Source organism: Vibrio sp. M60_M70, from assembly GCF_037162085.1.
Classification (GTDB): Bacteria; Pseudomonadota; Gammaproteobacteria; order Enterobacterales; family Vibrionaceae; genus Vibrio; species Vibrio diabolicus.
Map to the genome: position 1 here is coordinate 2,471,254 of NZ_JARLUL010000001.1, position 13,562 is coordinate 2,484,815.

Below are 13,562 nucleotides of genomic sequence, written 5' to 3' on the forward strand. Positions count from 1 at the left end.
ATGTGACAAAAATGTCAAAAAAGCGAGCGAAGGGTACTTGAGTAGAAGGTTAAAGAAAAGCCCTAAATGTTACAAACTGTGACCATTAGAGAGTTTTATAACCAACAATGAACAAAAACGTAGATATTTCATCCATGTAAAACAGTTAAGTCAAAATTATCAATTAAACAAAACCATAAGCCAGAAATATGCAGAACGATTACTTCTGCACTGCTTTAAACCTCGGATTCGCCTTACAAATGACATATAGACGCCCTCTTCGTTTTACGATCTGGCAATCCGGATGACGACTTTTTGCACTTTTTAATGATTTGACTACCTTCATGATTTATTCCTTTTCACTCTTAAATTGACCAAAACGACGGTTGAAGTTCGCAATACGACCTTCTGTTTGAACCACTCGCTGTTTACCGGTGTAGTACGGATGGGAGGCTGACGACACATCTAACGTAAAGTAAGGGTAGGTTTTGCCATCTTTCCATTCGATGGTTCTCTCTGTTTTCAACGTAGAACCAACAACGAAGTATTCATCTACGCTGGTGTCGTGGAACACCACTGGACGATATTCAGGGTGGATTCCTAGTTTCATAATACTTTTCCTCTTAATTAAAGTGTTATGTTATAACATTTTAATTAATAATCATTATCAACAAGAAAGCAAGAGAAATTTGTGATACTTTTCATCTCAATGAATTCTTAAAGATGTCCACCATGTATTCCATTGAACCCATCGGCGTCATTGAGACACCGTACAAAGAAAAGTTTGCAGTACCGCGCCAGCCTCGCTTAGTACCAACAGCGAAAGCACGCGTAAAACTGTTAGGCGCAGCGAATAGCCCTGAAGCAGTGCGTGGGCTAAAACAGTTCTCTCACGTTTGGCTGTTATTTTTATTTGATCAGAATTTGGGAGCAGGTTGGAAGCCAACCGTCCGTCCGCCACGACTAGGCGGCAATGAACGAATAGGTGTCTTTGCCTCACGCTCTACTTTCCGCCCAAACGGAATCGGAATGTCAGCCGTTGAAGTAAAAGGAGTCACTAAGCAAGGCGATCAAATCTATCTTGATTTAGGCAGTGTAGATCTCGTAGATGGCACACCGATTGTGGACATTAAGCCCTATATACCCTATTCAGATTCTATTCCAGAAGCACAAGGCGGATACGCAGACCAAGAACCAGAAAAGTCACAAGTCAACTTTTCTGCTCAAGCATTAGCAACGATAGAAAATCGATCCGATACTGACTATGTAAGATCAGTCATTGAACAAGTTCTGGCTCAAGATCCTCGTCCTGCATACAAGAAAAACAAGCCGGACGACAAAGAATATGCGGTAAATTTGTTCGACTTGAACGTAAAGTTCACAGCAACAAGCAACTTAATAACGGTTACCGCTATTGAAAGCTTTTGACAAACGCAATTGGCTGATATTATAGACGGCTAACAAATTTCCCTTTAGGGAACTCCCATACTCCTGCTTATTCAAGCTTGAGTATCTAACTTAAATAAACGGATAAATTTAATGCGTACCAGTAATTATCTTCTTTCTACTCTGAAGGAGACTCCAAACGACGCAGAAGTAGTGAGCCACCAGCTCATGCTACGTGCAGGTATGATCCGTAAGCTGGCTTCAGGTTTATACACCTGGCTACCTACTGGTCTACGTGTACTGCGTAAAGTCGAAAACATCGTTCGTCAAGAAATCGACAATGCAGGCGCAGTCGAAACTTTGATGCCCGTTGTTCAGCCGTTTGAACTATGGGAAGAGACAGGCCGCAGCGAAAAGATGGGCCCTGAGCTACTTCGCTTTACTGACCGTCATGTTCGTCCGTTTGTACTTAGCCCAACCGCTGAAGAAGTGATCACTAGCCTTGTTCGCAATGAAGTGAGCTCTTACAAACAGCTTCCGCTAAACCTGTACCAAATCCAAACTAAATTCCGTGACGAACGACGCCCACGTTTTGGCGTAATGCGTTCACGTGAATTCTCAATGATGGATGCGTACAGCTTTGACATTGATAAAGACGGACTACAAAAGTCATACGACGCAATGCACGATGCTTACTGCAAAGCATTCGATCGCATGGGTCTGGATTACCGTCCTGTACTAGCAGATAGCGGTGCTATCGGCGGTAGCGGCTCTCAAGAGTTCCACGTACTGGCTGAAAGTGGCGAAGACATCATCGCATTCTCTACCGAGTCAGATTACGCGGCAAACATCGAAAAAGCAGAAGCACTAGCTCCAGCCTCTGAAGCAGCGGCACCAACGCAAGAAATGACGTTGGTAGATACGCCAAACGCAAAAACAATCGCTGAATTGGTTGAACAGTTCGAGCTGCCAATTGAAAAAACAGTGAAAACTTTGTTTGTGAAAGCGTCTGACGAAGTTGATGCACCAATCATCGCGCTTATCATTCGTGGCGATCATGAACTGAACGAAGTGAAAGCAGAGAACCTTCCTCAGGTTGCAGCTCCACTGGAAATGGCATCTGAAGAAGAAATTCGTGAGCTTATCGGTGCTGGTCCTGGTTCTCTAGGCCCTGTTGGTCTTAAACTGCCGTTCATCGTTGACCGCAGCGTAGCGGTAATGAGTGATTTCGGTGCGGGCGCGAACATCGATGGCAAACACTACTTCGGCATTAACTGGGGTCGTGACGCAGAGCTTGGTCAAGTTGAAGACCTACGCAACGTGGTTGAAGGCGATCCAAGCCCATGTGGTAAAGGCACTATCCAGCTTAAGCGTGGTATCGAAGTTGGCCATATCTTCCAACTTGGCAACGCTTACTCCGCAGCGATGAACTGTGGTGTACTTGGTCCTGATGGTAAGAACGTCATCCTAGAAATGGGCTGTTACGGCATCGGTATCACTCGCGTCGTAGCGGCTGCTATTGAGCAAAACCATGACAAATACGGCATCATCTGGCCAGATGCAATCGCACCATTCCAGGTTGCGATCGTTCCAATGAACATGCACAAGTCAGAAGAAGTAAAAGAAGCCGCTGAGAAGTTGTACGCTGAGCTAACGGCAATGGGCATCGAAGTGCTATTTGATGATCGTAAAGAACGCCCAGGCGTAATGTTCTCTGACATGGAGCTTATTGGTGTACCGCATACAATTATTATCGGTGATCGCTCAATGAAAGAAGGCAACTTCGAATACAAGAACCGTGCTACTGGTGAGAAAACGCCAGTCGCAATGACTGATATTATCGAGCACGTAAAGGCTCAACTAAAGTAAGCGCTCGACGGTTCTCATTTGAAGTAATTTCAAAATAATTAGAAAGGGTTGGCTTCGGTCAGCCCTTTTTTATTACTGGGCAACCTTACTACTCCCCTTTAGATCTATTCACTTTGTTAATCTTTGGTTCAGCTTCTTGCTATTAAACTGATTTCATCATCTAAAGGAGGTCAGTTATGGATTTAAAAAGTCTTCTAAACCAAGCACTCAAATCAGACTTACTCAAGCAAGGGGCTGATGCGTTAGGTAAACAAACTAACAACATCAAATCCTCATCAAACTCAAGTAGCCTGAAAACGCTAGGAGCAGGTGCCGCTGGCGGAGGCCTTATCGGTATGCTGATGGGCTCGAAGAAAAGTAAAAAAATGACCAAGAAAATAGGCTCGGGCGCATTAAAAGTCGGTGGCGCTGCTGCGCTTGGAGCATTAGCCTACAAAGTTTATAACGACTGGCAAGCCAAACAGTCCGGTCAAGGTGTTCATGAGACCTTTGACCCCGATGACAGCAAACACAGTGTACTAATTTTAAAAGCAATGATTGGAGCCGCAAAAGCCGATGGCCATGTCGATGAAGAGGAAATGGCCCGCATCGAGCAAGCCCTCGCGGATATGGGCGCAGATGAGCACGTACGTCAACTCGTTCAGCAAGAACTAAACAAACCGCTCGATCCTGCTGAAATTGCTAATCAGGCGACCTCTCCTCAACAAGCGTCAGAAATTTATCTCGCGTCTTTGATTGTTGCTGATGAGCAAAATTTCATGGAAAAAGCGTATTTGCAAGAACTGGCAAAACAGCTTCAGCTTTCACCAGAAGTTACTCAGCAGTTAGAAGTACAAATGCAGTGATTAAATCTCGCTCAAGCAACTCCTCAACTTGAGCCAAAACAACTCTGCACTTTGAGTTTCAAATCTGCTGTGTGTATATTGAGATAAGTTATCATTTAGTGGAAAGAAAACATGCAAATATACGGCTGTTGTGAACTGGTTCGTGAGCTTTATGCTCAAATTGGTAGTGGCGATCAAGCTTACATTCCTCAGGCAATTTCATGTGCTGTTAAAGCGCTGAACGATGTTGCGGCGGATGAGTCTCTGCCTAAAGAAGTGCGTGAAAAAGCGGCATTTGCTGCGGCAAACCTACTGATTTCAGATTTTGAGGATAAGTAATGAATCTAGCGAACTTTGAATCCATGGATCCTGTCATGCTCATGAGCATTGTAAATATGAAGCTACGCGACGACTTCGGTGGTGACTTAGATAAACTGGCGGCTTTCTTCGATATCGATCGCGCGGCACTAGAAGCAAAACTGGCTTCTGCTGGTTTTGACTTTCTTCCAGAAGCAGGACAATTCCGTTAACCCGCAGCAATCCCCGCGGGTAACTGAAACGGGGAATAACCAACATTAAAAAGGGCTTGGTGATCACTCATCAAGCCCTTCTCTTTTGTCCAATAGACGTTTCGATTAGCCGAATGAAGCCCAGATGACCGTAGCCACAAGAATTGGACATACAAACTTCACATACGCTGGCCATAACTTACCAAACCAACCTTGCGTAAACTCCGGGCAACCTTGCTCAAGCTCTTTGATTTTTGAGTTGCGATTCCATACCCAACCACCAAATAAGCAGAATAAGAGCGCAGCGGTTGGTTGTAGATACTGAGTAGCAACCGTCGCGACCATACCAAACAGAGCGCCAAAGTTATAAACAATCACCACACTGAACAAGGCGATGAGACCACCTAAAACCCAGCTCGTTGCGCTACGCTTGGTGTTGAAACGCTCACTCACTAACGCCACTGGACACTCTAACATTGAAATGGAAGACGTTAGCGCCGCAATCGTCAGCAATAAGAAGAACACAATAGAGAACAATTGACCAAGCAAACCTAAGCTATCAAACATCAACGGCAATACGGTAAATACCAACGTATCAGAGCTTAATAGAGAGCCATCTTCAGCATAGATTTGAACGCCTTTTTGCATCGCAACAAACATCGCTGGCATCACCACTAACCCTGCAATGAAAGCAACGGCAGTATCTACCATGGTCACGTTCATCGCCATCTTTGGTAGGTTCTCTTTCTTACTCAAGTAAGAGCCATAAATCAGCATTGAACAGCCACCGATCGTAAGCGAGAAGAAGCCCTGCCCCATTGCAGCAAGAATCAACTTGCGGTCCCATACCTTTTCGAAATCCGGTACCAAGTAATGCTTTAGCCCTTCCATCGCACCGTTTTGCGTCATGATGTAAGCAAACAGCAGAGCAAACAAAACAAACAATGCTGGCATCAAACGTGTGGACCACTTCTCAATACCTTGTTTTACGCCACCTTGTACGATGAGAATCGTTAGCACATAAAAAGTAATGGCTCCGAACAAGTTACGTTCAACGCTAAAGCCCTTCAGCCATTGAGTTGCAGCTTCTAACCCCATTAGATCTGTGATTGCACCCAGTAAAAAGCAGATCAACCAACCACCGACAATAGAGTAAAACGCTAAAACAGCGCTTGGTACGCTTAAACCAATCCAGCCCACAATACCGCCGAGCTTTTTACCTACCGGATGATTGGTAAGCGAGCGCATACTATCCACCGGGTTGGCTTGACCATGACGACCAATCGCCATTTCAACCACCAGCATAGGAAATGCGACGATAAGAATCATCACCAAATAAACCAACAGGAAAGCACCGCCGCCATTACTGGCAGCTTGGGTTGGAAAGCCCCAAATATTGCCAAGGCCAACTGCGGCACCTGCGGCTGCTAAGATGAATCCGAGACGAGAGCCAAAATGCTCACGAGGCTGAGAAGAGGTTTGCTGTGTCATACTACTCACACAAAATATCATTGAACTAGCTAACTAGTACACTATAGCAATATTCACTATTCAACAAGAGCACTCCGGTTAAATACTCGACAGTTGAAACAATTCACAGTCATTCAGCTTGTAAATTTTAACGTACATCTCACATTCATCATTCTAAGACCTGGCGACTTTTGTCTTTTTCACACGCTTAGAATTTATGATTCTCCCATCGTGAAGTGAGCCGAAAAATAATGAGCTTTGGTGTAAGGAACGAATAGTTCCTCGTGATACTGTGTCGAAAAGCAGAATATTGTGCTTCGCTTTTTCCCCCTTATGTCTATTTATCAGCTAGTTATTACTCTGTTCTCATTTATATCCATGACTCAAGGAGAGGAAAATGAAGGTCACTCTACTTCACGGAGCGATGGTTGCAGCACTCAGCGTCAGCTACCAAGCTCAAGCCTATAACTGCCAAAGCTTACCCGACTGGGACAGCACTGCGACTTATACATCAGGCACTTTAGTAAAAACGCAAGGAGCCGCTTACGAGGCCGCGTATTGGACGCAAGGCAATGACCCTGTTACCAGTTCAGGGGCTTGGGAGGCATGGAAAGCGTTAGGGCAATGTGATGGTGGAAGCAACAACCTAGAGCCAACAGTGTCATTCTCCTCTCCAACAAACAACGCACAAATTCCCGAAGGCAGTGCGATCACCTTGCTAGCCAACGCAGCCGACGAAGATGGTCAAATCGCACAAGTTGAGTTTGTTGCAGGCAACCAAACGGTTGCTGTGGTAACTCAAGCACCATTCGAAGCATCTTGGACCGCTATTGAAGGTGTCTCGCAATTGACCGCGATTGCGACCGATAATGAGGGAGCCGTTACAACCACGACGATTTCTATCCAAGTTCAACCACAAGTCGAGTTGCCACCACCTAGCATTTCACTGACAAGCCCATCGGGAACGGAAGCGCTTAACGTGGGTGGGAACCTCACGGTGGCCGCTCAAGCTGATGATATTGATGGTGTGGTCACACAAGTTGAGTTCTTCGTGAACAATCAATCCGTCGCGATTGATACCAGCGTACCTTACGAATATCAATGGACCGCGAGTGCTGGTACACATTCGTTTAAAGCACAAGCGACTGATGACACAAACCTCGCAACCATGAGCCAAGAAGTAACGCTTGTTGTTAGTAATTCAGAAACAGGGACGGGCGGATGTGCAGATGCAGTGCCTTACGCGGCGGGCACGAGTTATCAAGTTGGCGACCTAGTTTCTCACCTCAACCAAAAATATCGTTGTGACGTTGCGGGTTGGTGTTCCTCGGATGCGACATGGGCTTACGAACCAGGTGAAGGGCTATACTGGCAAGATGCTTGGAGTGGCCTAGGTGCTTGCTCGACACCACCGCAAGTTACCATTACGGCACCAACGGATGGACAAGTCGTGCTCGCTGGCAGCAATAACGAAATCACGGCAAACGCAAGCGATGCTGATGGCACCGTCACGCAAGTTGAGTTTTTTGCGAACAACACCAGCTTAGGGGTCATCACTCAAGCACCATATTCCGTTACTTGGAACGCCACACTTATTGGCGCTAACCAGCTTAAAGCCGTCGTAACCGATAATGATAACAACACGTCAGAGTCCTTGGTTGGTGTGGAAGTCAGCGATAAAGATTTGGTCGTCTCACTGACTTCACCAAGCAGCGGTCAAACCGTCGGCTTAGGCAAAAACCTCGTATTAAGTGCCGATGCAACGTCTTTAACTTCAGGCATTAAGCACGTTGATTTCATGATCAACGGCTCTATTGTTGCAACCGATACCACGGCACCTTACACAGCCAACTGGACACCAACTGCACTTGGTAACTTTACAGTTAGCGCCCAAGCTGTGGATTTGTCAGGAAGCAATGCATTGTCTGACGCAGCAGCAATAACGGTGGTTGAGCAAGCAGAGAAACGTCACAAACTCATCGGTTACTGGCACAATTTTGTAAATGGGGCTGGCTGTCCAATTCGTCTAGCAGATATGGCTGATGCGTGGGATGTGATTGATATTGCCTTTGCCGAAAATGACCGCAACAGTGATGGTACCGTGCACTTTAATCTATATTCAGGCGATATTTACAGCGATTGTCCAGCGCTCGACCCAGCACAGTTCAAACAAGACATGGCAGCGCTTCAAGCTAAAGGTAAGAAGTTTGTTCTCTCTCTTGGCGGCGCAGAAGGCACGATTACGCTGAATACCGATCAAGACGAAGCCAACTTTGTCTCTAGCCTAACAGGTCTTATCGCTGAGTGGGGCTTTGATGGTCTTGATGTGGATTTAGAGAGTGGATCTAACTTGGTTCATGGCTCGCAAATTCAAGCTCGCCTTGGTCGTGCTTTGCTTCAAATAGAGCAAAACATGGGTGGCGACATGTACCTAACCATGGCACCTGAGCATCCTTATGTTCAAGGCGGCTATGTGGCTTACAGCGGTATTTGGGGAGCTTACATTCCTGTGATTAACGAGACACGCAGCACGCTCGACCTACTTCACGTCCAGCTATATAACAACGGTGGTTTGCCAAACCCATATCTGCCAGGCAGTGCACCAGAAGGCTCTGTGGATATGATGGTAGCGCAATCTAAAATGCTTATCGAAGGCTTTGAATTGGCCGACGGCACTCAGTTTGCACCACTACGTGATGATCAAGTCGCAATCGGCTTACCTTCAGGTCCTAGCTCGGCAAATTCAGGGCAGGCTCCGACACAGAATATTATCAGCGCACTAGATTGTTTAACCAAAGGCACTTCATGTGGCACCGTTAAGCCAGCGTTCAATTACCCGAATTATGCAGGGGTAATGACGTGGTCTATCAACTGGGATCAGCACGATGGTTTTAACTTCTCAAAACCTGTCGGCGATAAACTCACTCAGATGAACGCGCAGTAAGTTGTTAATGAGCAAACGAATAACATCGTCTTGCTTTCATTACTTGTTCAAGTATGTAAAAACGAAAAGAGAGCACAATAGTGCTCTCTTTCTTTATCGCATCAAGTTTTTTACTTTTAAAGGGTAATTAAATCGTAAATACTCGGTAATCTTTTAGCTCAGGGATTTTCTTCAACAAATCGTCTTCTTGCCCTGCCATGTCATCCAACGAGTCGCACAAGTCTTCTGCTTGTTGCTCTACCTCTTTCGAATGCTCAGCTAAACGCTCTTCTACTTTCGCGCTGAGTTCAGCCATACTCTCCGATAATGCAGTGAGGTTTATTCCCCCTCTTCCTTCATTTTTTTCGATAAAGCATCCAACGAACTCGCTAAAAACTCTTTATTGAAGATCTCTTGTGCTTTTGCAAAGTCTTCAGTCCACCCTTGTGTCATGGACTCAAAACTTTCCGCTGGTAGAATGAAATCGCCATCTTTGTAGTAACGTGATTCAACATCAGCGAAAAAGTCCTGTACTGCGACTTTGACGTTATCAAACGCGCCAGGTGCGTCTAGGCTTTCCGCAACATCATCGATGATGTCATTTGCAAGCGCTAAACCATCACTCGCCAACTGCTTTGCTTGTGGAATATACGCGTTCATTTTTTCGCGATAGTCTTCAATTGCCGCTTTTTGGTCGGCATTGAGTTCAATTAGCTCACCTTTGATGAATAGGTTGTTATCCTCATCCACGACAGCTTTATCACCTGTCGTTTGGCGAATTTCCAAGCTTTGCCCATCCATACGGACTTCATTATTGATGTCCACACGACACTGCGCTGCATAACCAGTAGCACTGACCATCAGCAATGAGAGTGTAAAAAGCTTTTTCATGTCATTCTCTTTTATTTAACATTACTCGTGTTAAACATAACACTGAGTGATACATGAGATGTCAGAAAACCGTCACGACTTCGTAACAAGTTGTTTTTTCTCCTATTTTCACATCAATCTCATCGCCTTCTTCTTTCCCGAATAACGCTCGACCAAGAGGAGATTTTGCTGTTAAGACAAAGACTTCCTGAGCCTGATATTTAACAGTCAGACCACCAGAACAAGGGCCTACAAAGAAGTGCTTTTCAAGCAAATTCTCATCTGCGAGAACGACGTAAGCACCTACACCAACAGGTGCGCCTTTAAAGTCGCGAGTCACTAGAGCGCGATATTGGCGCAGCTCGTCTTCACTCTCTTGGATTCGCATAGCTTGTCCATGAGCAAGATACGCGGCTTCAAGTGCTAACGTATCGTACTTATGCTCGGGAACAGTTTCTTCATCTGTCGCGGCATCAATGGCTCGCTGAGCCGATGCATGGGCCACTTGAAGTTTTTCTTCCAGATGTTGGATGATAATTTGGACTAAGTCAGCTTTGTTCATACTTTTAGGACGCGCGTTTGGCACTCAGGGTGTGTTAATGTACCTAAGTTTACCATCAAAGAAAGGTTTCCCTATTATGCAAAGTGACTCGCTGCATCAAACACTTCAATCCGTATTTGGCTTTGACTCATTACGCCAAGGTCAACAACCTGTTATTGAAGCGGTTATGAATGGTTACTCTGCTGCGGCCATCTTTCCTACGGGTTCGGGTAAGTCTCTCTGTTACCAATTGCCAGCAACCGTATTGCCCAATCTTACGCTGGTGATCTCGCCGTTGTTGGCGCTAATGAAAGATCAGCTGAACTTTTTGCAAAGTAAAGGGATCCCAGCCGCTTCTATCGATAGCAGTCAAAGCAGAGAAGAGTCACAACGCGTCATGGCAGGGGTAAAAAATGGACAGATCAAAATATTGATGATTTCTGTTGAGCGCCTAAAGAACGAGCGTTTTCGTGAGTTCATTCGCCAAGTGCCGATCTCTTTGATGGTGGTTGATGAAGCGCACTGTATTTCCGAATGGGGACATAACTTCCGCCCTGATTATCTCAAGCTACCGCAATATCAACGTGAACTGAACATTCCACAATCTTTGCTTCTCACTGCAACAGCAACGCCCGCAGTTATTGAAGACATGAAACAAAAGTTCGATATTGCCAGTGAACATATTACCGTTACAGGCTTCTACCGCCCCAATCTGGATATCTCGGTGATCCCGTGCGAGGAAGCAATGAAACAAGAAAAGCTAAGTGAAATCATCGCCTCTTCTCCTAAGCTTCCGACTATCGTATACGTGACACAACAGCAGACAGCAGAGCAAGTAGCAAAATCACTAATCCATATTGGCATTAATGCTCACGCGTACCATGCGGGTATGAAAAGCGACATCCGTGAACAAATCCAACAGCAGTTTATGGATAGCCAAATTGACTGTATTGTTGCCACGATTGCATTTGGTATGGGGGTCGATAAATCTGATATCCGCCGCGTCATTCACTTCGACTTACCCAAATCGATCGAGAACTACGCACAAGAGATTGGACGTGCAGGCAGGGACGGGCAACGTTCTGAGTGCATTCTGCTAGGCAATACGTCCGGCTTAACGGTGTTGGAAAACTTTGTCTATGGTGATACACCTGAACTAACCTCGATTAACTATGTAGTCGAGCAAGCGAAAGAACATGCTCCACAATGGGAGGTAGTGCCACTGCGTTTATCGCGTGAAAGTAATATCCGCCAATTGCCACTCAAAACCTTGTTGGTTTATTTGGAGCTACATAAACTCATTGAAGCAAAATACAGTTACTTTGCGGAATATCGCTTTAAGTTTTTGCACGATCAGCAATTTATTGTGAATCAATTTCAAGGCGAGCGACGTCAATTCGTGGAGGCTATTTTCTCCTGCTCGCAAAAAGCCAAAGTGTGGTGCCAAGTTGACCTAGAAGCGTTATGGATGAACTATCAATCGGAACGCAGCCGAGTTGTCGCAGCCCTCGACTATTTTCACCAGAATGGTTGGATAGAGCTAGAGAGCAAACAACTGACCGACGTGTACTCTGTTTTGCCAACCACACAGAGTTCTGATGTTTTAATCCAACAACTGTATGAACTGTTCCAATCCAAAGAAAGCAAAGATATCGAAAGAATTCACACCATGCTGCGCTTGTTCCAGTCAGAGCACTGTTTGAGCTCACAATTGGCGAACTACTTTGCGGATCACAATGCACCAGAGCAATGTGGTCACTGCTCCGTGTGTCGTGGTCAAGCCGCTTCGTTCCCAACACCACAAGGTGAGGATATTGAGCCACCTCAAGTAGCAATGTGGGTGCAGGAATTTATTCAGCTCTCCCCTTCAGCTATCAGCAATGATGCTGTCGCCCGCTTCTTGTGTGGAATTAGTACCCCTTTAATTAGCCAGCTAAAAGCTTCAAAACTGGCGGGTTATGGTGCGATGGCCAACACAAGCTTTGGACAAGTATTAGCTCAGGTAGAAGCAGTAAGAGCCTAGAAAAAGCTCAATTGACGCGCTTGGTTCTCGGGCTTGAGCATCACGTTCAAGCCTAAAAGGCGTATTTCCCGTCCGTTTTGGCGCTTAAGAATATCTCTTAGCAAGATCTTGAAGTCCTCAAGCTCTAATTGCGGATGGATATGCTCAATTGTTGTCAGTTGAAAGTCGGCAAATTTGACTTTAATACCTTGTTTAATAATCGATTTATCTGGGCTTGCACGCTCTAAGCGTTTCTCGAGTTCAGGATAAAGTTTATCCTCGATCACTTGCCAACATTCATCATAGCTCGAGATATTCTGGCTGAATGTCCGTTCCACACCGACGGATTTTCTCTCTCGCTCAACGACGACCTCTCGATTATCAATTCCATGGCTACGCTGCCATAAAGATGCTCCCTGACGACCAAACTGTCTCAGCAATTCACGATAGTCGCTGTTTTTAATATCCTCACATCGATAAAAGCCCGCTTGATGTAGCTTCTCAAGACTCACCTTCCCAACACCAGGAATGTTTTCCAGCGGAAGTGTATCGATAACTTCCTGGACCTTATCTGGCGGGATAACAAACTGACCGTTGGGTTTATTCATATCAGAGGCAACTTTGGCAAGGAACTTAATCGGTGCAATGCCCGCCGATGCCGTCAGCCCAAGCTCATTCCATATGTCGCGTCGAATAGACTCCGCGATCAACGTTGCGGAGCCACGACAAGCTGTCGAGTCCGTAACATCGAGGTATGCTTCATCTAATGATAGAGGTTCAATGATAGGCGTATAACGCTCAAAAATAGCACGAATCTGCAGAGAGACTTGTTTGTACACGTGCATTCGACCGGGAACGACTAGTAAATGGGGGCAGAGTTGCAATGCTCGCGCCGTTGACATTGCACTACGAACGCCATATTTGCGCGCCTCATAATTGCAGGTGCTAATCACGCCACGCTGTTTTTCATGACCGCCAACGGCGAGTGCAATGCCACGGTAACTAGGATTATCTCTCATCTCAACGGCAGCATCTCTAGTAAGTAATGTTAAATCGGGAGTTTTTTGTGAGTGAGTGAGTGACATTCCTGAATACAAAACTTAATCTGCTTAAAAAGTACTTACCAAAACCCCTTACAAAAAATTCTGCCAATTTGTCTAAAACTCGACCCTTTCCACCGATTTTTCAC

12 protein-coding genes and 1 pseudogene are annotated in these 13,562 nt (G+C 45.5%); 7 read left to right on the plus strand and 6 right to left on the minus strand.

Going from position 1 to position 13,562, the window contains the following annotated elements; all coding sequences use genetic code 11:
* Positions 1 to 199 precede the first annotated feature (199 nt).
* Together ykgO and P4S59_RS11490 are read right to left on the minus strand one after the other, a co-directional pair.
* The gene (ykgO, locus tag P4S59_RS11485; RefSeq protein WP_009844388.1) at positions 200 to 325 is read right to left on the minus strand and encodes a type B 50S ribosomal protein L36; all 126 of its coding nucleotides are present in this window, start codon (positions 323 to 325) and stop codon (positions 200 to 202) included.
* 3 nt (positions 326 to 328) lie between these two features.
* Complete coding sequence (locus tag P4S59_RS11490) at positions 329 to 589, minus strand: type B 50S ribosomal protein L31 (RefSeq protein WP_074191704.1); 261 nt, start codon at positions 587 to 589, stop codon at positions 329 to 331.
* A 122-nt stretch (positions 590 to 711) separates the two neighbouring features.
* Between P4S59_RS11490 and tsaA the strand changes: the two genes are divergently transcribed.
* The 5 genes from tsaA (at position 712) to P4S59_RS11515 (ending at position 4,588) form a co-directional block, all read left to right on the plus strand.
* The gene (gene tsaA, locus P4S59_RS11495; RefSeq protein WP_337168420.1) at positions 712 to 1,407 is read left to right on the plus strand and encodes a tRNA (N6-threonylcarbamoyladenosine(37)-N6)-methyltransferase TrmO; all 696 of its coding nucleotides are present in this window, start codon (positions 712 to 714) and stop codon (positions 1,405 to 1,407) included.
* 111 nt (positions 1,408 to 1,518) lie between these two features.
* On the plus strand, positions 1,519 to 3,234 hold the full coding sequence (locus P4S59_RS11500; protein ID WP_046874977.1) for a proline--tRNA ligase: 1,716 nt from the start codon (positions 1,519 to 1,521) through the stop codon (positions 3,232 to 3,234).
* A 176-nt stretch (positions 3,235 to 3,410) separates the two neighbouring features.
* Positions 3,411 to 4,079 carry a tellurite resistance TerB family protein gene (locus P4S59_RS11505; RefSeq protein ID WP_337168421.1) on the plus strand — a complete coding sequence of 223 codons (669 nt, stop codon included), beginning with the start codon at positions 3,411 to 3,413 and terminating at the stop codon, positions 4,077 to 4,079.
* 111 nt (positions 4,080 to 4,190) lie between these two features.
* Positions 4,191 to 4,397: a YaeP family protein gene (locus P4S59_RS11510; RefSeq protein ID WP_140145451.1), complete on the plus strand. Its 207-nt coding sequence runs from the start codon at positions 4,191 to 4,193 to the stop codon at positions 4,395 to 4,397.
* Positions 4,397 to 4,588 carry a DUF4250 domain-containing protein gene (locus tag P4S59_RS11515; protein ID WP_109169594.1) on the plus strand — a complete coding sequence of 64 codons (192 nt, stop codon included), beginning with the start codon at positions 4,397 to 4,399 and terminating at the stop codon, positions 4,586 to 4,588. The genes P4S59_RS11510 and P4S59_RS11515 overlap by 1 nt, the downstream gene beginning before the upstream one ends.
* Positions 4,589 to 4,693: 105 nt before the next feature.
* On the opposite strand, the gene P4S59_RS11520 is transcribed toward P4S59_RS11515, so the two are convergent.
* The gene (locus tag P4S59_RS11520; RefSeq protein WP_046874979.1) at positions 4,694 to 6,058 is read right to left on the minus strand and encodes a sodium-dependent transporter; all 1,365 of its coding nucleotides are present in this window, start codon (positions 6,056 to 6,058) and stop codon (positions 4,694 to 4,696) included.
* A gap of 376 nt (positions 6,059 to 6,434) precedes the next feature.
* Here P4S59_RS11520 and P4S59_RS11525 point away from each other — a divergent pair, with 376 nt between their 5' ends.
* Positions 6,435 to 8,981 carry an Ig-like domain-containing protein gene (locus P4S59_RS11525; RefSeq protein WP_337168422.1) on the plus strand — a complete coding sequence of 849 codons (2,547 nt, stop codon included), beginning with the start codon at positions 6,435 to 6,437 and terminating at the stop codon, positions 8,979 to 8,981.
* 127 nt (positions 8,982 to 9,108) lie between these two features.
* Here P4S59_RS11525 and P4S59_RS11530 read toward each other — a convergent pair.
* Positions 9,109 to 9,851, minus strand: a pseudogene (locus tag P4S59_RS11530) (YggN family protein).
* Between the two features lie 61 nt (positions 9,852 to 9,912).
* Positions 9,913 to 10,392 carry a GreA/GreB family elongation factor gene (locus P4S59_RS11535; protein ID WP_337168423.1) on the minus strand — a complete coding sequence of 160 codons (480 nt, stop codon included), beginning with the start codon at positions 10,390 to 10,392 and terminating at the stop codon, positions 9,913 to 9,915.
* Between the two features lie 76 nt (positions 10,393 to 10,468).
* On the opposite strand from P4S59_RS11535, the gene P4S59_RS11540 reads away from it, so the two are divergent.
* Positions 10,469 to 12,394, plus strand: a complete 1,926-nt coding sequence (locus tag P4S59_RS11540; protein WP_337168648.1) for a RecQ family ATP-dependent DNA helicase — start codon at positions 10,469 to 10,471, stop codon at positions 12,392 to 12,394.
* On the opposite strand, the gene dinB is transcribed toward P4S59_RS11540, so the two are convergent.
* Positions 12,391 to 13,458 (minus strand): DNA polymerase IV, encoded by a 1,068-nt coding sequence (gene dinB, locus P4S59_RS11545; protein WP_337168424.1) that lies wholly within the window; start codon positions 13,456 to 13,458, stop codon positions 12,391 to 12,393. The genes P4S59_RS11540 and dinB overlap by 4 nt on opposite strands.
* Positions 13,459 to 13,562: the final 104 nt, after the last annotated feature.

What these genes read in the sequence shown, in the direction of transcription:
- ykgO (WP_009844388.1), bottom strand. Translation starts at nt 325, where the DNA reads ATGAAGGTAGTCAAATCATTAAAAAGTGCAAAAAGTCGTCATCCGGAT.
- P4S59_RS11490 (WP_074191704.1), bottom strand. Translation starts at nt 589, where the DNA reads ATGAAACTAGGAATCCACCCTGAATATCGTCCAGTGGTGTTCCACGAC.
- tsaA (WP_337168420.1), top strand. Translation starts at nt 712, where the DNA reads ATGTATTCCATTGAACCCATCGGCGTCATTGAGACACCGTACAAAGAA.
- P4S59_RS11500 (WP_046874977.1), top strand. Translation starts at nt 1,519, where the DNA reads ATGCGTACCAGTAATTATCTTCTTTCTACTCTGAAGGAGACTCCAAAC.
- P4S59_RS11505 (WP_337168421.1), top strand. Translation starts at nt 3,411, where the DNA reads ATGGATTTAAAAAGTCTTCTAAACCAAGCACTCAAATCAGACTTACTC.
- P4S59_RS11510 (WP_140145451.1), top strand. Translation starts at nt 4,191, where the DNA reads ATGCAAATATACGGCTGTTGTGAACTGGTTCGTGAGCTTTATGCTCAA.
- P4S59_RS11515 (WP_109169594.1), top strand. Translation starts at nt 4,397, where the DNA reads ATGAATCTAGCGAACTTTGAATCCATGGATCCTGTCATGCTCATGAGC.
- P4S59_RS11520 (WP_046874979.1), bottom strand. Translation starts at nt 6,058, where the DNA reads ATGACACAGCAAACCTCTTCTCAGCCTCGTGAGCATTTTGGCTCTCGT.
- P4S59_RS11525 (WP_337168422.1), top strand. Translation starts at nt 6,435, where the DNA reads ATGAAGGTCACTCTACTTCACGGAGCGATGGTTGCAGCACTCAGCGTC.
- P4S59_RS11535 (WP_337168423.1), bottom strand. Translation starts at nt 10,392, where the DNA reads ATGAACAAAGCTGACTTAGTCCAAATTATCATCCAACATCTGGAAGAA.
- P4S59_RS11540 (WP_337168648.1), top strand. Translation starts at nt 10,469, where the DNA reads ATGCAAAGTGACTCGCTGCATCAAACACTTCAATCCGTATTTGGCTTT.
- dinB (WP_337168424.1), bottom strand. Translation starts at nt 13,458, where the DNA reads ATGTCACTCACTCACTCACAAAAAACTCCCGATTTAACATTACTTACT.